This is a genomic window from Pseudomonas sp. GW822-FHT02D10 (genome assembly GCF_058802345.1).
This window is the reverse complement of sequence record NZ_JBXAOB010000016.1, coordinates 30,017-50,017: the sequence shown is the minus strand read 5'-3', so window position 1 is coordinate 50,017 and position 20,001 is coordinate 30,017. Positions and strand designations below refer to the sequence as shown.

The window sequence follows — 20,001 nt, the reverse complement described above, 5'->3', positions numbered from 1 at the left end:
GGCCCTTAATCGGGCCCTTTGTCGTTTATGTCTGTTGGGCGGCATGACCTTTGCTGTGAATAATACTTCTAGAGTGCCATCAATTTAATGGCGTGCAAGTAGAGGGATTTCCTGTGTCGGCCGTTCTCTCACTGTTACAAAGCCGTTTGTTGCGGCCTGTGTTCGTTACCCTTGGTATCGCCCTCTTGGTGCAAGTGTTGGTGGCTGTCGCACTGACCCGGAGCACTGTGACCGCATTGGAAGCCGATTTGGGCAATCGTCTTGGCGTCGATAGTCAGAAACTCTCTGGCGAACTCGAGCAGGCCGGGCGTGAGGTCACTTCGAGCCTCGATAGCCTCTCCACCAATACTCGTCAGCGTTTGACTGCCGGTTTGTCCTCGCGACTGAAGGAAGAGCAGGCGCAACTGCGTGCGACCCTGGAAAAGGATCTGAAGGACTCCGCCAATGACATGGCTCAGCTCCTGGCCTCAGTTGCACCGCGCGCCATGTGGGACAGTGACGTTCCAACCCTGTCCGAATTCGCCCGGCGTGCTCAGCGCAATCCGAACGTGCTGTTCGTGGTGTACGACGACGCCACCGGCCAGCACCTGACCCGCTATCTGAATCGGGAAAACCCTGTCAACGCTGCCCTTGTGGAAAAAGGCCAGGGTGAGCGGGCGCTGGATAAAGTGCTGGATGCAGCGAAAAGCGATCCTTCGGTCTACTACCTCGAAGCCTCGATCAATCCCAATGGCGTGGAAATCGGCAAGGTGCTGATGGGTGTCTCCACGGCGTCGGTGGAAACTGACCTGGCGGCCCTCGACAAACGCTTCTCGGCGTTGATCGCCAGCGGCGATCAACTGGTCGGTGATAGCCTCAAGGGCGCTGCGGCTGATAGCGCCACCGCCATGCGCTCGCGCTTGCAGTCGGCGCAGTCCACGGCCACCGAAATGAAAGCCAATACCACCAGCACCGTTCAGGAAGCGGCGGCAACGTTGCGCTGGCGGATCGGCATGGCGCTGGCGCTGGTCGGCTGCGGTGTCTTGCTGCTGCTGGCGGTCGTGCTCGGGCGGCGGGTGGTCAATCGCCTTAAGCTGCTGATCGCTGCAATGGAGGATCTGGCCGCGGGTGAGGGTGACTTGACCAAACGCGTGCAGATCAATAGCAAAGATGAAATCGGCGACATGGCGTCGGCGGTCAACCGCTTTGTGGATAAGTTGCAGCCGATCGTTCGCGAAGCGGGTGATGTGGCTCAGCGCACTGGCGTGGAAATTGGTGCGATGACCAAGCGCAATGCTGGCGCCGATGCGGCGGCGGAATCCCAGCGCGATGAGGTGGCGGAGAGCTTGCGCGCTTTGTCGAAAATGGCGGACGAGGCGCAGGCCGAAAGCCATGCGATGCAGGCGGCGTTGCAGCAGGTGGTGGATATTCGTCAGGCGACGGATGAAAACACCCGCACCTCGGCGCAGGTCGGCAGCTTGATCGAGGCATTGGCCGGGCAAGTCGATACCGGGGCCAAAGTCATCGAGCGCCTGGCGCAGCAGAGCGAACAGATTGAAGTGGTGCTGGAAGTGATTCACGGGATCGCCGAGCAGACCAACTTGCTGGCGCTGAACGCGGCGATCGAAGCGGCGCGGGCCGGTGAAACCGGGCGTGGTTTTGCGGTGGTCGCTGATGAAGTGCGGGCGCTGGCCAGTAAGACTCAAAGCTCGACTGGCGACATTCAGGCGCACATCGGGGCCTTGCAGCAAGGCGCTCGCGAGGCGGTGGCGGCGATTGGGCAGGCAGGGCGCCAGGCCAGCGAAGGTTTGTTGGTATTGCGCGACAGTGCGCGTTTGCAGCAGTCGGTGCAGGCTTCCGTTGAACAGGTGCATGCGGCGATCGGTCTGGCGACTCAGGCGGCGGCTCATCAGGCCAAAGGCGCGCAAGCGGTGCGTGGGCGGGTCGAGACGATTCATGCCCAGGCCGAGCGTGCGGCGCAGGCGGTTGTGGAAACCACGGCCAGCGGCAAGGTGCTGGACAGTTTGGCGGCGCAGCTGAAGGCGAGCCTGGGGCAGTTCAGAGCCTGATCTTTTGTCTGGGTAACCGCTATCGCGAGCAGGCTCGCTCCCACATTGGAATGCATTCTCCTGTGGGGGCGAGCCTGCTCGCGATGACGGTGTCAGCGGCAGGAGATTATCGAAGGCCGGAAACGCAAAAACCCGCTTTCGCGGGTTTTTGAGAGATTCAAGATCGTTGACCTTGAACTTTGAATTGGTGCCCAGAAGAAGACTCGAACTTCCACGACCTTGCGGTCACCAGCACCTGAAGCTGGCGTGTCTACCAATTTCACCATCTGGGCAATATCAGCAGCGTTGCCGCTGTTGATGTGGCGCACTATACGGATAGCGTTTTGATCTGTAAACCCCTGATTTGGTTTTAATAAATCAAATGCTTAGAATGCAAAAACCCGCTTTCGCGGGTTTTTGTGTGAGACTTGAAATTGATCTAATCTCAAGCTCGAAATTGGTGCCCAGAAGAAGACTCGAACTTCCACGACCTTGCGGTCACCAGCACCTGAAGCTGGCGTGTCTACCAATTTCACCATCTGGGCAGTATCGACATGCGTCTGCGTCGTCGATGGCGCGCACTATACGGAGCGTCCTTTTAACTGTAAACCCCTGATATCAAAAAAACCTGGAAAATTTTACGAGCGGCGCTCAATGCTGTCTTTCCAGGCGGAGGAAGGAGCTTTTAGGGCCTCCAAGAGCCTGAAATTTCCCGTTTCATTACGCCTATGCCAAACTAACCCGCATATAGACAAGGTGAAAACTCTCTAATGGCCGATTGGCAGTCCCTCGATCCCGAGGCCGCTCGTGAAGCGGAAAAATATGAAAACCCTATTCCTAGCCGCGAACTGATCCTTCAGCACCTTGCTGATCGGGGTTCGCCTGCTAACCGCGAGCAGTTGGTCGAAGAGTTTGGTCTGACCACAGAAGACCAGATCGAAGCCCTGCGCCGCCGCCTGCGCGCCATGGAGCGCGACGCTCAACTGATCTATACCCGCCGCGGCACTTACGCGCCGGTCGACAAGCTCGACCTGATCCTGGGCCGCATCAGCGGTCACCGTGACGGCTTCGGCTTCCTGATCCCGGACGACGGCAGTGACGATCTGTTCATGAGCCCGGCGCAAATGCGCCTGGTGTTCGACGGCGACCGTGCACTGGCACGGGTTTCCGGTCTGGACCGTCGTGGTCGCCGCGAAGGCGTGATCGTCGAAGTGGTGTCTCGTGCTCACGAGAGCATCGTCGGTCGTTACTTCGAAGAAGGCGGCATCGGCTTTGTGGTTGCGGATAACCCGAAGATCCAGCAGGAAGTGCTGGTGACTCCAGGTCGTAACGCCAACGCCAATATCGGCCAATTCGTTGAAGTGAAGATTACGCACTGGCCGACGCCACGCTTCCAGCCGCAAGGCGATGTGGTGGAGGTGGTCGGTAACTACATGGCACCGGGCATGGAAATCGATATTGCCCTGCGTACCTACGACATTCCTCACGTCTGGCCTGAGGCGGTGCTCAAGGAAGCTGCCAAGCTCAAGCCGGAAGTCGAAGAGAAAGACAAAGAGAAACGCATCGACCTGCGTCATCTGCCGTTCGTCACCATCGACGGCGAAGATGCTCGCGACTTCGATGACGCGGTCTATTGCGAAGCGAAACCGGGCAAGCTGCGGCTGTTCTCCGGTGGCTGGAAGTTGTACGTGGCGATTGCCGACGTTTCCAGCTACGTGAAGATCGGTTCGGCGCTGGATAACGAATCTCAGGTTCGCGGCAACTCGGTGTACTTCCCTGAGCGCGTCGTGCCGATGCTGCCAGAGCAGCTGTCCAATGGCCTGTGCTCGCTGAATCCGCATGTCGATCGCCTGGCCATGGTGTGCGAGATGACCATCTCCAAAACCGGTGAGATGACCGACTACTGCTTCTACGAAGCGGTGATTCACTCCCACGCCCGGCTGACCTACAACAAGGTCAGCGCGATGCTGGAACAGCCGAAAACCACCGAAGCCCGGCAGTTGCGTGGCGAATACACCGACGTGGTGCCGCACCTCAAGCAGCTCTACTCGCTGTACAAGGTGTTGCTGGCGGCCCGTCATGTGCGTGGCGCGATCGATTTCGAAACGCAGGAAACCCGAATCATCTTCGGTTCCGAGCGCAAGATTGCCGAAATCCGTCCGACCGTGCGCAACGATGCGCACAAACTGATCGAGGAATGCATGCTGGCGGCCAACGTGGCCACCGCTGAGTTCCTGAAGAAGCACGAAATCCCTGCGTTGTACCGGGTTCACGATGGTCCGCCACCAGAGCGCCTGGAAAAACTCCGCGCGTTCCTTGGCGAGCTCGGCCTGTCCCTGCACAAAGGCAAGGACGGTCCGTCGCCGAAGGACTATCAGGCGCTGCTGGCCGGGATCAAGGATCGTCCGGATTTCCACCTGATCCAGACCGTCATGCTGCGTTCGTTGAGCCAGGCGGTGTACAGCGCGGATAACCAGGGCCACTTCGGCCTGAATTACGAAGCCTATACCCACTTCACCTCGCCGATTCGCCGCTACCCGGACTTGCTCACGCACCGGGCGATTCGCAGCGTCATCCACTCCAGGCAAGACACGCCACACGTGCGTCGTGCCGGGGCGATGAGCATTCCGAAAGCGCGCATCTATCCTTACGACGAAGCGGCGCTGGAACAGCTCGGCGAGCAGTGCTCGATGAGCGAGCGCCGTGCCGATGAAGCGACCCGTGACGTGGTGAACTGGCTCAAGTGCGAGTTCATGAAAGATCGCGTGGGCGAATCGTTCCCGGGTGTGATTACCGCCGTCACCGGTTTTGGTCTGTTCGTCGAGCTGACGGACATCTACGTCGAAGGTCTGGTCCACGTGACCGCTTTGCCGGGCGACTACTACCACTTCGACCCTGTGCATCACCGCCTGGCCGGTGAGCGTACCGGCCGCAGCTTCCGCCTCGGCGATACCGTCGAAGTGCGCGTGATGCGGGTTGACCTGGACGAGCGCAAGATCGACTTCGAGATGGCCGAAAAAACCATCAGCGCGCCGATTGGCCGCAAGAAGCGTGGTACAGAAACCTCGGCGCCTGCTGCCAAGACGGCTGCTGAACCTGTGCCGGCAAAAACCGGTCGTCGTGGCTCCGTGAAGGAGAAGGCTCCTGAGGCCTACCGCCCAAGCGATGCCGCGGCAAAAAATGCCGAAGTACGCAAAAGTCGTGAAATGAAGCAGGCGTTGCTGGCCGAAGCGAAGAGCGGCGGTAAAGCGGCGTCTGGGGGAAAGGCCGGACGGTCGGCGCCTGAAAAGGCTTCCGGCGGCAAACCAGCTAAACCGAGTAAACACCGTAAAGGCCCGCCAAAAGCGGGCTCGGCTCCAGCCAAAAGCGGCGGGGCGCGTAAACCTAAGGCCAAGTCATGAGTCAGTTGGAAAAAATCTACGGCGTGCATGCCGTAGAAGCGTTGCTGCGTCATCACCCGAAACGCGTCAAGCAGATCTGGCTGGCCGAAGGCCGCAGTGATCCGCGCGTTCAGACGCTGATCGAGCTGGCCAACGAAAACCGCGTTGCGGTCGGTCAGGCCGAGCGTCGTGAACTGGATGCCTGGGTTGAAGGCGTGCACCAAGGCGTGGTGGCGGACGTGAGTCCAAGCCAGGTCTGGGGCGAGGCCATGCTCGACGAGCTGCTCGACCGTACCGAGGGTGCGCCACTGTTGTTGGTGCTCGACGGCGTAACCGATCCGCACAACCTCGGTGCTTGCCTGCGTTCGGCCGATGCGGCCGGTGCGCTGGCAGTGATCGTTCCGAAGGACAAGTCAGCTACCCTGACGCCGACTGTACGTAAAGTCGCTTGCGGCGCGGCGGAAGTGATTCCGTTGGTGGCCGTGACCAACCTGGCGCGCACCCTGGAAAAACTCAAGCAGCGTGGCTTGTGGGTCGTCGGCACGGCGGGGGAGGCTGAGCAGGATCTGTATCAGCAGGACCTGACTGGCCCGACCATCCTGATCATGGGCGCGGAGGGTAGCGGGATGCGCCGCCTGACTCGCGATCTTTGCGACTATCTGGTGCGCTTGCCGATGGCCGGTAGCGTCAGCAGCCTCAACGTTTCCGTGGCGACCGGAGTCTGTCTGTTCGAGGCCCTGCGTCAGCGCGGCGTAAAAGCCGCCGGAACCGCCAAGAAGTCCTGATCTGCTGCAAATTCCCTGTGGGAGCGAGCTTGCTCGCGATAGCGGTGTAACATTCAGCATAAATATTGAATGTTGCGCCCTCATCGCGAGCAAGCTCGCTCCCACAATGGCTTCTGTCAGGGCAAAGATTGTTGGTATGAACGAACTGTTCAAATAATCACCAATTGCCTTGCACCTCTTCAGTCCCTTCTCTACAATTGCGCCCCTTGCTGTGACGGCAGGCACGCATGTGTCTATCGCCGGCAAGTCCATAAGTGTCATTCACTCCTTGTCTGACCGCTTTTGAGCGGCAGGCTACAACCCGTAAGGAGCATTCATGCGTCATTACGAAATCATCTTTTTGGTCCACCCGGATCAAAGCGAGCAAGTCGGCGGCATGGTTGAGCGTTACACCAAGCTGATCGAAGAAGACGGCGGCAAAATCCACCGTCTGGAAGATTGGGGCCGTCGTCAACTGGCCTACGCAATCAACAATGTTCACAAGGCTCACTACGTGATGCTGAACGTTGAGTGCACCGGCAAGGCCCTGGCCGAGCTGGAAGACAACTTCCGCTACAACGATGCAGTGATCCGTAACCTGGTCATCCGTCGCGAAGAAGCCGTTACCGGCCAATCCGAGATGCTCAAGGCTGAAGAAAACCGCAGTGAGCGCCGTGAGCGTCGCGACCGTCCTGAGCACGAAGGCGCTGAAAGCGTTGACAGTGATGACAGCGACGCCAGCGATAACGCTGACGAGTAATCCACGGACCTTTTGAGGAGCCTATTACATGGCACGTTTCTTCCGTCGTCGTAAATTCTGCCGCTTCACCGCTGAAGACGTGAAAGAGATCGATTACAAAGATCTCAACACTCTGAAAGCTTACGTATCCGAGACCGGCAAAATCGTTCCAAGCCGCATCACCGGTACCAAAGCTCGTTATCAGCGTCAGCTGGCCACCGCTATCAAGCGCGCCCGCTTCCTGGCCCTGCTGGCCTACACCGACAGCCACGGCCGCTGAGACCGGGCAGTCGACACGTAGCAAAGGATTGAATGCATGCGCGCCATAGCTGAGTTCATCATGCGCGGTCGTATGCAGGCCACTCTCGTAGTGGCTGGATGCGCGGCATTGCCGTTGTTGTACTGGTTGGGTGCTGCCGCCGGGAGCCTTGTGCTGCTGCGGCGCGGATTGAAGGACGCCCTTGGCGTTCTTGCTCTGGGAATACTGCCGGCATTGCTCTGGTTTATGTATTCCGATGATCCACGCGCACTCATGGTGCTGCTGGGGTCTTCGGGCCTTGCGTTGGTTTTGCGCGCAAGTGAGTCCTGGAACCGCGTGCTGCTGGTCAGCATAGCGATGGGATTGGTGTTTTCAGTGGTGCTGGGTGCGGTTTACCGCCCTCAGATCGAGATGCTGGCGCAGGAACTGGTAAAGATCCTGCCGCTGGCCCTCGGTGACCTCTACCAGCAATTGTCGGTAGAGGAGCGAGCGCGTCTCGCCGCCCTGATTGCCCCGGTCCTGACTGGCCTGATAGCGGCCTTGTTGCAAATCGTCAGTGTGCTGAGCCTGATTGTCGGGCGCTACTGGCAGGCGTTGTTGTACAACCCTGGTGGTTTTGGTCGCGAGTTTCGCGCCATCCGAATCCCGCTGGGGCCGGCGATGTTGCTGCTGGCGTGCATGCTTCTGGGGCCGAACTTCGGTTCCCGGATGGCCATGTTGACGCCGTTGTGCAGCGTACCGCTGGTGTTCGCCGGGCTGGCCCTGATTCATGGGCTGGTGGCTGAAAAGCGACTGGCCAAATTTTGGCTGGTGGGGTTGTACGTAACGCTGTTGCTGTTTATGCAGCTGATCTATCCGTTGCTGGTGGTCCTGGCCATTGTCGACAGCCTGATTGATTTTCGCGGTCGTTTGACGCCGAAAGACGTCGATAGCGCGAACGGTGAAGGTTAAAAGTTAAGAGGATTTTCACATGCAACTGATCCTTCTGGAAAAAGTCACCAACCTGGGCAACCTGGGTGACAAAGTGAACGTTAAGGCTGGTTACGGTCGTAACTACCTGCTGCCTTACGGCAAAGCTACCGCTGCGACCGCTGCCAACCTGGCTGCGTTCGAAGAGCGTCGCGCTGAGCTGGAAAAAGCCGCAGCAGACCGTAAAACTTCGGCTGAAAACCGCGCTGCCCAACTGGCTGAGCTGGAAGTGACTATCACTGCCACCGCCGGTGACGAAGGCAAGCTGTTCGGTTCGATCGGTACCCACGACATCGCTGATGCACTGACCGCCTCTGGCGTTGAAGTTGCAAAAAGCGAAGTTCGTCTGCCGAACGGCACCATCCGCAACGTAGGCGAATTCGACGTAGCCGTGCACCTGCACGCTGAAGTTGAAGCCACCGTACGCGTTGTCGTGGTAGCAGCTTAAGCAGCACTTGTCGGCTGGCACCCTTGGGTGCTTGCCGGTAACATCGGGCACGATCCTGTTTACAGGTCGTGCCCTTTGTCTTTCTGCAGTTTCTGATTTTCTACAAACCCTGCTTTTTCTAAAGAAACCAAGTGGCCATGAACGATATCTCCGCTCCTGAGCAATACGATCTGCAAACCGCCGCGCTGAAAGTGCCGCCGCATTCCATCGAGGCCGAACAGGCCGTGCTCGGTGGTCTGATGCTGGACAACAACGCTTGGGAACGCGTGCTCGATCAGGTCTCGGACGGTGATTTCTATCGACATGACCACCGCCTGATCTTCCGTGCGATCGCCAAGCTGGCCGATCAGAACTCGCCGATCGACGTCGTGACCCTGGCTGAGCAATTGGACAAGGAAGGTCAGACCTCGCAAGTCGGTGGCCTCGGTTATCTTGGCGAACTGGCGAAAAACACGCCGTCGGTTGCCAACATCAAGGCCTATGCGCAGATCGTCCGTGCGCGGGCGACCTTGCGCCAACTGATTGGCATCGCCACCGAGATTGCCGACAGCGCCTTCAGTCCGGAAGGCCGCACGGCTGAAGAGATTCTCGACGAAGCCGAACGGCAGATCTTCCAGATTGCCGAAGCGCGGCCGAAAACCGGCGGGCCGGTGAGCGTCAACGACCTGCTGACCAAGGCCATCGATCGCATCGATACCCTGTTCAATACCGATAACGCTATTACCGGCCTGTCCACCGGTTACACCGACCTCGACGAGAAGACCAGCGGTCTGCAACCGTCCGACTTGATCATCGTCGCCGGCCGTCCATCGATGGGTAAAACCACCTTTGCGATGAACCTGGTGGAAAACGCCGTGCTGCGCAGCGACAAATGCGTGCTGGTCTACTCGCTGGAAATGCCAGGCGAATCGTTGATCATGCGTATGTTGTCGTCGCTGGGCCGGATCGATCAGACCAAGGTCCGGGCCGGTCGTCTGGAAGACGACGATTGGCCGCGCCTGACGTCGGCGGTCAACCTGCTCAACGATCGCAAACTGTTCATCGACGATACGGCGGGTATCAGTCCGTCGGAAATGCGTGCGCGGACTCGTCGACTGGTGCGTGAGCATGGCGAAGTTGGCTTGATCATGATCGACTACCTCCAGTTGATGCAGATTCCAGGCTCTGGTGGTGACAACCGGACCAACGAGATTTCCGAGATTTCTCGTTCGTTGAAGGCTTTGGCCAAGGAATTCAACTGCCCGGTAGTGGCACTGTCGCAGCTAAACCGATCCCTGGAGCAACGTCCGAACAAGCGCCCGATCAACTCCGACTTGCGGGAATCCGGAGCGATCGAGCAGGACGCCGACGTCATCATGTTCGTCTACCGTGATGAGGTGTATCACCCGGAAACCGAACACAAAGGCATTGCCGAGATCATCATCGGCAAGCAGCGGAACGGCCCGATCGGCACCACGCGCCTGGCGTTCATCGGCAAGTACACCCGCTTCGAAAACCTCGCGCCGGGCAGCTATAACTTCGACGACGAGTAATCGCGTCGTATCTAATTCCGACCATGGCCGTCGGAATTGGTTAATTTTTGTGCTATATTCCGCGCCCGCGAAATTCAATGAAAGCCAACACCGGTTATCGACATGCAAGCAGCCAAGCCGTTATTTGACTATCCCAAGTACTGGGCCGAATGTTTCGGTCCCGCGCCATTCCTGCCAATGAGCAGGGAGGAGATGGATCAGCTCGGCTGGGATTCCTGCGACATCATCATCGTCACCGGTGATGCCTACGTCGACCACCCGTCGTTTGGCATGGCAATCATCGGCCGGCTGCTGGAGTCCCAGGGCTTTCGCGTCGGGATCATTGCGCAGCCAAACTGGCAGTCCAAAGACGACTTCATGAAGCTCGGCGAGCCGAACCTGTTCTTCGGTGTCGCGGCCGGGAACATGGACTCGATGATCAACCGCTACACCGCCGACAAGAAAATCCGTTCCGATGACGCCTACACCCCCGGTGGCCTGGCGGGCAAACGTCCGGATCGCGCCAGCCTGGTTTACAGCCAGCGCTGCAAGGAAGCCTACAAGAATGTGCCGATTGTCCTCGGTGGCATCGAAGCTTCCCTGCGCCGCATCGCGCACTACGATTACTGGCAGGACCGGGTACGCAACTCAATCCTGATCGATGCCTGCGCCGACATTCTGCTGTATGGCAACGCCGAGCGAGCGATTGTCGAAGTCGCTCAGCGTCTGTCCTACGGTCACAAGATCGAAGACATCACCGACGTGCGCGGCACCGCGTTCATTCGTCGTGACACGCCGCAAGGCTGGTACGAAGTCGACTCCACGCGCATCGACCGTCCGGGCAAGATCGACAAGATCATCAACCCGTACGTCAACACCCAGGACACCCAGGCTTGCGCTATCGAGCAGGAAAAGGGTCCGGTTGAAGACCCGGAAGAAGCCAAGGTCGTACAAATCCTGGCGAGCCCGCGGATGACTCGTGACAAGACCGTGATCCGTCTGCCATCGGTAGAAAAAGTCCGTGGCGACGCCGTTCTGTACGCCCACGCCAACCGCGTGCTGCACCTGGAAACCAACCCGGGCAACGCCCGCGCGCTGGTCCAGAAGCACGGCGAAGTCGATGTCTGGTTCAACCCGCCGCCGATTCCGATGACCACCGAAGAGATGGACTACGTGTTTGGCATGCCTTACGCACGTATTCCGCACCCGGCGTATGGCAAGGAGAAGATCCCAGCCTACGACATGATCCGTTTCTCGGTGAACATCATGCGCGGCTGCTTCGGCGGCTGTACCTTCTGCTCGATCACCGAGCACGAAGGCCGGATCATCCAGAACCGTTCCGAAGAATCGATCATTCGCGAGATCGAAGAGATCCGCGACAAGGTCCCAGGCTTCACCGGCGTCATTTCCGACCTCGGCGGCCCGACCGCGAACATGTATCGCATCGCCTGCAAGAGCCCGGAAATCGAATCCGCGTGCCGCAAGCCGTCGTGCGTGTTCCCCGGCATTTGCCCGAACCTGAACACCGACCACTCGTCGTTGATTCAGTTGTATCGCAGCGCCCGTGCCTTGCCGGGTGTGAAGAAGATCCTGATCGCGTCTGGCCTGCGTTACGACCTCGCGGTCGAGTCGCCGGAATACGTGAAGGAGCTGGTGACCCACCACGTCGGTGGTTACCTGAAGATCGCCCCGGAACACACCGAGGAAGGTCCGCTCAACCAGATGATGAAGCCGGGCATCGGCAGCTATGACAAGTTCAAGCGGATGTTCGAGAAGTACTCCAAGGAAGCCGGGAAAGAGCAGTACCTGATTCCGTACTTCATCGCTGCCCACCCCGGCACCACCGACGAAGACATGATGAACCTGGCCCTGTGGCTCAAGGGCAACGGTTTCCGCGCGGACCAGGTGCAGGCGTTCTACCCGTCGCCGATGGCCACCGCCACCGCCATGTACCACTCGGGCAAGAACCCGCTGCGCAAGGTCACTTACAAGAGCGACGCCGTGACCATCGTCAAGAGCGAAGAGCAGCGTCGTCTGCACAAGGCGTTCTTGCGTTACCACGACCCGAAAGGCTGGCCGATGCTGCGTGAAGCGCTGATCCGCATGGGCCGTGCCGACCTGATCGGGCCGGGCAAGAACCAGTTGATCCCGCTGCACCAGCCGGCCACCGACAGCTACCAGAGCGCCCGTCGCAAGAACTCGACGCCAGCCGGTAGCCATAAAGTGGCTGGGGAAAAGACCACCAAAATCCTTACGCAACACACCGGCTTGCCGCCGCGTGCCAGCGATGGCGGTAACCCGTGGGACAAGCGTGAACAGGCCAAGGCCGCGGCGTTCGCCCGCAACCAACAAGCCGCCAAGGAACGCAAGGACGCCGCCAAAGGTAAAGGGCCCAAGCCTGCGCGCAAGCCGGTAGTGCCGCGTTAAGCGGTGTTTGCCTGTTAACAAAACGCCAGCCTTCGGGCTGGCGTTTTGCGTCGTGGATCAAGATCAAAAGATCGCAGCCTGCGGCAGCTCCTACGGGGAAACGCATATCCCGGCGTAGGAGCTGCCGCAGGCTGCGATCTTTTCACGGCCCCGCCACATTTCTGTGCAACCTTCATCACAGCAAATTCCGCATTGCGCGGTTTTGGTGCTGTACTGCGCTAAGCAAACGCAGAAAGCGTCGGGTATGCCGGCTGGCATAAGTCTTGCGCGCTTTCCAATACGCTTAAGGCTCGCAGGAGGCACGCCGTGTCGATCCATGTCGCATTGCACCATGTCACGCATTACCGCTACGACCGCGCCGTCGAGCTCGGTCCGCAGATTGTTCGCCTGCGCCCGGCAGCCCACAGCCGCACGCGGATTCTTTCCTATGGGTTGAAAGTGTTGCCTGAGCAACACTTCATCAACTGGCAACAAGACCCGCAGGGCAATTACCTGGCGCGGTTGGTGTTTCCTGAGAACACCACGGAGCTGCGGATCGAAGTCGATCTGCTGGCCGAGATGGCGGTGTTCAACCCGTTCGACTTCTTCCTTGAGCCCTACGCGGAAAAAATCCCCTTCGCTTATGCCGCCGACGAACAGCGTGAGCTGGCGCCGTACCTGGAAACCCTGCCGCTGACGCCAAAGTTCAAGGCTTACCTTGACGGCATTGAGCGTACGCCGCTGCCCGCCGTGGATTTTCTGGTGGCCCTCAACCAGCGCCTGAGCGAAGACATCGGCTACCTGATTCGCATGGAGCCGGGTGTTCAAACCCCGGAATACACTCTGGAACACGCGTCGGGCTCCTGCCGTGACTCGGCCTGGCTGCTGGTGCAACTGCTGCGTAACCTCGGGCTGGCGGCGCGATTTGTCTCCGGTTACCTGATTCAACTTACCGCTGACGTGAAAAGCCTCGACGGTCCTTCCGGCACTGAAGTGGACTTCACCGACCTGCACGCCTGGTGCGAGGTTTACCTGCCCGGCGCGGGCTGGATCGGCCTGGACGCCACTTCCGGGCTGTTTGCCGGTGAAGGACATATTCCGTTGGCCTGTAGCCCCGATCCGTCCTCGGCGGCGCCGATCAGCGGGCTGGTCGAACCGTGCGAGTGCGAATTCAGCCACGAAATGTCGGTCGAGCGGATTTGGGAGGCCCCAAGAGTCACCAAGCCCTACACCGAAGACCAGTGGCTGGCTATCCAGGCGCTAGGCCGGCAGATCGACGCCGACCTGCAAGAGGGCGATGTGCGCCTGACCATGGGCGGCGAGCCGACGTTCGTGTCCATCGACGACCCGGACGGTGCCGAGTGGAATACCGCAGCGCTGGGGCCGGACAAGCGGCGGCTGTCCGCCGAGCTGTTCCAGCGCATGCGCAAACATTACGCGCCCAAGGGGCTGGTGCATTTTGGCCAGGGTAAGTGGTACCCCGGCGAGCAACTGCCGCGCTGGTCGCTGAACTGCTACTGGCGTCGAGATGGTGTGCCGATCTGGAATAACAGCGCGTTGATTGCCGATGAGCAGGAAGACTACGGCGCCGATGGCAAATTGGCCGGGCGTTTTCTGGCGAGTGTCGCCGAGCGTTTGAAACTGCCTACTCGCTTTGTATTTCCAGCCTACGAAGACAACCTTTACTACCTCTGGCGCGAAGGCGCGTTGCCGGTCAACGTCAGCGCTGAAGACTCACGGCTGGGCGATGAACTTGAGCGCGCCCGCCTGCACAAGGTTTTCAGCCAAGGGCTGGATAAAGTGATTGGTCAGGTGCTGCCACTGGCCCGCACCGCCAAGGGGGATCAATGGCAGAGCGGCCGCTGGTATCTGCGTGACAGCCATTGCCGACTGGTGCCGGGAGATTCGCCACTGGGCTATCGCTTGCCGCTGGCCTCGCAACCGTGGGTGACGGCGGCGGAGTACCCGTTCGTTCACCCGGTCGATCCGAATCAGGATTTGCCGGAGTTGCCCGACGCGGCCCGGTTGCAGGCGCATGGCGAGCCGGCCGCCGCCGATGAGCGTGTGCCGAAAATCGACGAGTCCGCTGATTGGCTGACCCGCACCGCGTTCTGCGCTGAGGCTCGGGAAGGGCGTTTGTATTTGTTCATGCCGCCGCTGGAGCGCGTCGAGGATTACCTCGAGCTCGTCAGCGCCATCGAAGCCACTGCCGAGGAGTTGCGTTGCCCGGTGCTTCTGGAAGGCTATGAGCCGCCGAGCGACCCACGCCTGAGCAACTTCCGCATTACTCCAGATCCCGGCGTCATCGAAGTCAACGTGCAGCCGTCCGCCAGTTGGGACGAGCTGGTCGAGCGCACCGAATTCCTCTATGAAGAGGCGCGGCAGACCCGGCTGACCACCGAAAAATTCATGATCGACGGTCGGCACACAGGCACTGGCGGCGGTAACCATTTCGTACTCGGTGGCGCGACCCCGGCCGACTCACCGTTTCTGCGCCGGCCGGATCTGCTGCGCAGCCTGATCAGCTACTGGCATAACCACCCGTCGCTGTCTTACCTGTTTTCCGGTCTGTTCATCGGCCCGACGTCCCAGGCGCCGCGTGTGGACGAAGCACGCAACGATGCGTTGTACGAACTGGAAATCGCCTTTGCGCAGATGCCCGAACCCGATGAGGAATGCGCACCGTGGCTGGTGGACCGCTTGCTGCGCAACTTGCTGATCGACGTCACGGGCAACACCCACCGCGCCGAGTTCTGTATCGACAAACTCTATTTCCCGGACGGCGCCACCGGTCGCCTTGGTCTGTTGGAGTTGCGCGCCTTCGAAATGCCGCCTCATGCACGCATGAGCCTGGCCCAGCAATTGTTGCTGCGGGCGCTGGTGGCGCGGTTCTGGCGCGAGCCGTATGCGCCGGCCAAGCTGGCACGTTGGGGGACTGAATTGCATGACCGTTTCCTGCTGCCGCATTTTATCGAGCAGGACTTCGCCGATGTGATCGTCGACCTCAACGCGGCCGGTTATGCGCTGCGCGCCGAGTGGTTTGCCGCGCATCTGGAGTTCCGTTTTCCCAAGGTCGGTGATTACGCGGTCAGCGGCATCGAACTGGAACTGCGTCAGGCGCTGGAGCCCTGGCATGTGCTGGGAGAGGAGGGCTCGGCCGGCGGCACGGTGCGCTATGTCGATTCGTCGCTGGAGCGTTTGCAGGTCAAGCTCACAGGCTTGGCGCCGCAGCGTTACGTGCTGACGTGCAACGGCATCCCGGTGCCGCTGCAACCGACCGGGCGGGTGGGCGAGTTTGTCGCCGGCGTGCGTTTTCGCGCCTGGCAACCGGCGAACTGTCTGCAACCGACCATTCCGGTGCACGCGCCGCTGGTGTTCGATCTGCTCGATACTTGGATGCAGCGCTCGCTGGGCGGTTGTCAGTACCACGTCGCGCATCCGGGCGGACGCAACTACGACAGCCTGCCGGTGAACGCCAATGAGGCCGAGAGTCGGCGGATGGCGCGTTTCTTCCGTCTCGGCCACAGCCCGGGAACGTTGCCGGTGCCAACGCTGATCATCAACGACGAACTGCCGATGACCCTCGATTTACGACGTTTCTGAGTCAGACACGACGCCCGGATATTTCGCATATCCGGGCGTCAGGCGTCTGCGTTAATCTGACTTTTCATTGCTGGCTGCCGAGCTTTCCATGCCTGACCTGCTTGACCGTTACCCGCTCACGGCGGGCACCTATCATGAGCTGCTCGACGAAAACGGGGCCGTGCGCCCGCACTGGCGACGGCTGTTCGATCAGTTGCAACGCAGCACGCCGGCGCAGCTGGTGCAGCGGCAAGCCTTGCTGGCACGGCAGATTCAGGAAAACGGCGTCACCTACAACGTTTACGCGGACCCGAAAGGCGCTGATCGTCCGTGGGAACTGGACCTGCTGCCCCATGTGATTGCGGCCGATGAGTGGCAGCAGTTATCAGCCGGGATCGCCCAGCGTGCGCGCCTGCTCAATGCAGTGCTGGCGGATCTGTATGGCCCGCAGCGCTTGATTGCCGAAGGCCTGCTGCCAGCAGAACTGGTGTTCGGTCACAACAACTTCCTCTGGCCCTGTCAGGGCATTCAACCGCCGGACGGGGCTTTTCTGCATTTGTATGCAGTGGATCTGGCGCGCACCCCCGATGGGCGTTGGTGGGTGACGGCGGACCGGACTCAAGCGCCGTCGGGTGCCGGTTACGCGCTGGAAAACCGCACCATCGTGTCGCGGGCCTTTCCCGAGTTGTACCGCGATTTGCAGGTGCAACACCTGGCCGGGTTCTTCCGCACCTTGCAGGAAACCCTGGCGCGTCAGGCACCGAGCGCTGATGAAGTGCCGCTGGTGGTGTTGCTGACGCCGGGGCGCTTCAACGAAAGCTATTTCGAGCACCTGTATCTGGCTCGCCAACTGGGTTATCCACTGGTTGAAGGCGGCGATCTGACGGTACGCGATGCCACGGTTTACTTGAAAACCCTCAGCGGTTTGCGTCGGGTCCACGCGATCATGCGGCGGCTCGACGATGATTTCTGCGATCCGCTGGAGCTGCGCACCGACTCGGCGCTCGGCGTACCGGGTCTGCTTGAAGCGGTGCGACAGGGGCGGGTGCTGGTGGCCAATGCCTTGGGCAGCGGTGTGCTGGAGTCGCCAGGGCTGTTGGGCTTTCTGCCGAAGATCAATCAATTTCTGTTCGGCGAAGAACTGATCCTGCCGTCCATTGCCACCTGGTGGTGCGGCGAACGGCCAGTGCTGGCGCAGGCCCTGGAAAAACTGCCTGAGCTGCTGATCAAACCGGCGTTTCCTTCGCAAAGTTTTGCCCCGGTGTTTGGCCGTGACTTGGGTGAAAAACAGCGCCAAAGTCTCGCCGAGCGTATGCAGGCACGGCCTTATGCCTATGTCGCGCAAGAACTGGCGCAGCTGTCCCAGGCGCCGATCTGGCAGGCCGAAGACGGCCAGTTGCAGCCTCGGGCCATCGGCATGCGCGTTTACGCGGTGGCCAGTCACGACGGCTATCGGGTACTGCCCGGCGGCTTGACCCGGGTCGCAGCCGAGGCGGATGCCGAAGTGGTGTCGATGCAGCGCGGTGGCGCGAGCAAGGACACCTGGGTGTTGGGCGAGCGCGCGCCAATCGGTGAGCAATGGAAAGCCCAGCGGACTATCGGCGTGCACGATCTGGTGCGGCGCGATCCGTACTTGCCGTCACGGGTGGTCGAGAACCTGTTCTGGTTCGGTCGATATTGCGAACGCTGCGACGACAGCGCGCGGCTGCTGCGGATCATACTCACGCGCTACGTCGATGGCGATGATCCGCAAGCCTTGCAGGCTGCGGTCGATCTCGGCGAAAGCCTGATGCTGCTGCCCGACGAAGGTGAATTGCCCGAGCGTTTGCTGGCGGCATTGCTCGGTGATGACTGGGTGTTCAGTCTGCGTTCCAACCTGCAGCGCTTGCAGTGGGCGGCGTCCCAGGTGCGCGGCAAACTCTCGCGAGAGAACTGGCAAGCGCTGGTGGAGTTGCAACGCGAAGCCGCAGAGCTGGAAACCGAAGAGCCGGATTTTGGTGAGCTGCTGGATTTCCTCAACCGTCTGGTGATGTCACTTGCAGCGCTGTCGGGTTTTGCGCTGGACGACATGACTCGCGACGAAGGCTGGCGCTTCTTGATGATCGGTCGGCGGATCGAGCGGTTGCAGTTTCTCAGCAGTAGCCTGGCAGCCTTCCTGCGTGGTGCCGGGGCGTTTGATCAAGCCGGGCTGGAATGGCTGTTGGAGCTGGGCAACAGCAGCATCACCTACCGTTCCCGCTACTTGGCGGTGGCGCAATTGATTCCGGTACTCGATGTGTTGCTGCTCGATGAGCAGAACCCTCATGCGGTGCTGTTCCAGCTGAAGCTGGTGACCCGCACCCTCAAGCGCTTGAACAACGACTTTGGTGCGCCGCGCGATAGGGCGTTGCCTTCGTTGCTAGAGCGTCTGGCGCGATTCGATCTCAGTTGTCTGGAGAACGCGTTGTTCGGCGAAACCAGCGTCCGCGCAGCCCTCGATGGATTGGCGGATTTGCTGCAAGAAATCGCCGATGTCAGTAATCAGGTGTCTGATCGCCTCGCGTTGCGGCATTTTGCCCATGTCGATGATGTCAGCCAGCGCACGGTGTCCGTCTGATGAGCGCCCATTACCAGATTCTCCACGACACCCATTATCACTACGACAGCCCGGTGTCCCTGGCCCAGCAGCTCGCCCATTTGTGGCCACGGTACTGCGCCTGGCAGCGCTGTACCGAGCAGCAATTGCAGATCAGCCCAGAGCCGACTTCGCGCCGCGATGAGCTGGACGTGTTCGGCAATCCGCTGACCCGACTGGCCTTCGAAAGGCCCCACGACGAATTGCTGGTCAATGCCCGGCTGACGGTCGAAGTGCTGCCCCGGCCGTTTTGCGATTTCAATCAATCGCCGGCCTGGGACATGACTCGCAGCGCATTGACCTATAGCAGTCAGCCGATTGCTGCTGAGCTTCTGGAAGCCTGTCGTTATCGGTTTGAGTCACCGTATGTGCACTTGAAGAGCAGCTTCGTCGAGTTCTCCGAAAGCTGTTTTCCGCTGGGCCGTCCATTGATGCTGGGGGTTCAGGCGTTGATGGAAAAGATCTTCAGCGAATTCACCTTCGACGCCGAGGCGACCCAGGTCGCGACGCCGCTGGTGGAAGTGCTGGAGCGTCGGCGTGGGGTCTGTCAGGACTTTGCGCACCTGATGCTTGCCTGCTTGCGTTCCCGGGGGCTCGCGGCGCGTTATGTCAGCGGCTACCTGCTGACCCAGCCACCACCGGGGCAGCCACGGTTGATCGGCGCCGATGCGTCCCACGCCTGGGTTTCAGTATTTTGCCCGGTGCTGGGCTGGGTTGATTTCGATCCGACCAACAACGTGCAACCGGCACTGGAGCACATCACCTTGGCCTGGGGCCGGGACTTTTCCGATGTGTCGCCATTGCGCGGAGTGATACTGGGCGGCGGTAGCCATGACCCGGAAGTACGGGTGACCGTCATGCCACTGGATGAACATTAAAGATCGCAGCCTGCGGCAGCTCCTACAGAAGAATGCACCCGGCGTAGGAGCTGCCGCAGGCTGCGATCTTTTGATTCTGTTGTTAAGAGGTGCTTAGGCCTGTGAGGGTCGGCAGCATGACTGCCGACCCTGGACACAGATCCGGTGGGTTTGATCAGAACATCAAACCCTGTGGGTCTCAGGCGTCGGGCGCCTGATCTTTCGGTGCTTCAACAGCATCTTCTGCGGCCACTTCACCTTCTGCTTCCGGGTTCAGTGCTGCTGCTTCTTCTTCAGCTGTAGCTTTCTTGCGCTGAAGCTTTTCCTCTTTCTTCTGCTCCTTGGCCAAGTCTCTCTGACGTTTGGCGAAGGAGTAATTAGGTTTAGCCATGGGCGATCCTCTGGGGTCGAAGGTGAGGTTGAGCGGCGCGTATTCTGCCTTTAA

At 60.1% G+C, this 20,001-nt stretch carries 13 protein-coding genes and 2 tRNA genes; 12 read left to right on the top strand and 3 right to left on the bottom strand.

The features are described 5' to 3' along the window. Positions 1 to 113 precede the first annotated feature (113 nt). On the top strand, positions 114 to 2,048 hold the full coding sequence (locus AC1RPZ_RS22095) for a methyl-accepting chemotaxis protein (protein ID WP_493139395.1): 1,935 nt from the start codon (positions 114 to 116) through the stop codon (positions 2,046 to 2,048). A gap of 185 nt (positions 2,049 to 2,233) precedes the next feature. Here AC1RPZ_RS22095 and AC1RPZ_RS22090 read toward each other — a convergent pair. Next, positions 2,234 to 2,320, bottom strand: a tRNA-Leu gene (locus tag AC1RPZ_RS22090). Positions 2,321 to 2,485: 165 nt separating this feature from the next. After that, a tRNA-Leu gene (locus AC1RPZ_RS22085) sits at positions 2,486 to 2,572 on the bottom strand. Between the two features lie 225 nt (positions 2,573 to 2,797). Between AC1RPZ_RS22085 and rnr the strand changes: the two genes are divergently transcribed. The 11 genes from rnr to AC1RPZ_RS22030 all read left to right on the top strand — a co-directional run bounded on the left by rnr (position 2,798) and on the right by AC1RPZ_RS22030 (position 19,577). After that, positions 2,798 to 5,428, top strand: a complete 2,631-nt coding sequence (gene rnr, locus AC1RPZ_RS22080; RefSeq protein ID WP_493139394.1) for a ribonuclease R — start codon at positions 2,798 to 2,800, stop codon at positions 5,426 to 5,428. Then, positions 5,425 to 6,192 carry a 23S rRNA (guanosine(2251)-2'-O)-methyltransferase RlmB gene (gene rlmB, locus AC1RPZ_RS22075; RefSeq protein ID WP_347903638.1) on the top strand — a complete coding sequence of 256 codons (768 nt, stop codon included), beginning with the start codon at positions 5,425 to 5,427 and terminating at the stop codon, positions 6,190 to 6,192. Before rnr ends, rlmB begins: the two co-directional genes overlap by 4 nt. A gap of 316 nt (positions 6,193 to 6,508) precedes the next feature. After that, positions 6,509 to 6,931: a 30S ribosomal protein S6 gene (gene rpsF / locus AC1RPZ_RS22070; RefSeq protein WP_493139391.1), complete on the top strand. Its 423-nt coding sequence runs from the start codon at positions 6,509 to 6,511 to the stop codon at positions 6,929 to 6,931. 28 nt (positions 6,932 to 6,959) lie between these two features. Then, positions 6,960 to 7,190: a 30S ribosomal protein S18 gene (rpsR, locus tag AC1RPZ_RS22065; protein WP_002551829.1), complete on the top strand. Its 231-nt coding sequence runs from the start codon at positions 6,960 to 6,962 to the stop codon at positions 7,188 to 7,190. 36 nt (positions 7,191 to 7,226) lie between these two features. Further along, positions 7,227 to 8,120 carry a hypothetical protein gene (locus AC1RPZ_RS22060; RefSeq protein ID WP_493139389.1) on the top strand — a complete coding sequence of 298 codons (894 nt, stop codon included), beginning with the start codon at positions 7,227 to 7,229 and terminating at the stop codon, positions 8,118 to 8,120. 19 nt (positions 8,121 to 8,139) lie between these two features. Beyond that, the gene (gene rplI / locus AC1RPZ_RS22055) at positions 8,140 to 8,586 is read left to right on the top strand and encodes a 50S ribosomal protein L9 (RefSeq protein ID WP_008157007.1); all 447 of its coding nucleotides are present in this window, start codon (positions 8,140 to 8,142) and stop codon (positions 8,584 to 8,586) included. A gap of 137 nt (positions 8,587 to 8,723) precedes the next feature. Continuing rightward, positions 8,724 to 10,118: a replicative DNA helicase gene (dnaB, locus tag AC1RPZ_RS22050; RefSeq protein ID WP_493139386.1), complete on the top strand. Its 1,395-nt coding sequence runs from the start codon at positions 8,724 to 8,726 to the stop codon at positions 10,116 to 10,118. Between the two features lie 102 nt (positions 10,119 to 10,220). Beyond that, a complete protein-coding gene (locus tag AC1RPZ_RS22045; protein WP_493139384.1) occupies positions 10,221 to 12,524 on the top strand; it encodes a YgiQ family radical SAM protein in 2,304 nt (767 codons plus the stop codon). Positions 12,525 to 12,830: 306 nt separating this feature from the next. After that, positions 12,831 to 16,106 (top strand): transglutaminase family protein, encoded by a 3,276-nt coding sequence (locus AC1RPZ_RS22040; protein WP_493139382.1) that lies wholly within the window; start codon positions 12,831 to 12,833, stop codon positions 16,104 to 16,106. Positions 16,107 to 16,194: 88 nt separating this feature from the next. After that, positions 16,195 to 18,681 (top strand): circularly permuted type 2 ATP-grasp protein, encoded by a 2,487-nt coding sequence (locus tag AC1RPZ_RS22035; protein WP_493139380.1) that lies wholly within the window; start codon positions 16,195 to 16,197, stop codon positions 18,679 to 18,681. Beyond that, positions 18,681 to 19,577: a transglutaminase family protein gene (locus AC1RPZ_RS22030; protein WP_493139378.1), complete on the top strand. Its 897-nt coding sequence runs from the start codon at positions 18,681 to 18,683 to the stop codon at positions 19,575 to 19,577. The genes AC1RPZ_RS22035 and AC1RPZ_RS22030 overlap by 1 nt, the downstream gene beginning before the upstream one ends. A 178-nt stretch (positions 19,578 to 19,755) precedes the next feature. On the opposite strand, the gene AC1RPZ_RS22025 is transcribed toward AC1RPZ_RS22030, so the two are convergent. Next, positions 19,756 to 19,947, bottom strand: coding sequence for a hypothetical protein (locus AC1RPZ_RS22025; RefSeq protein WP_262112802.1), 192 nt, complete (start codon positions 19,945 to 19,947; stop codon positions 19,756 to 19,758). Positions 19,948 to 20,001: the final 54 nt, after the last annotated feature.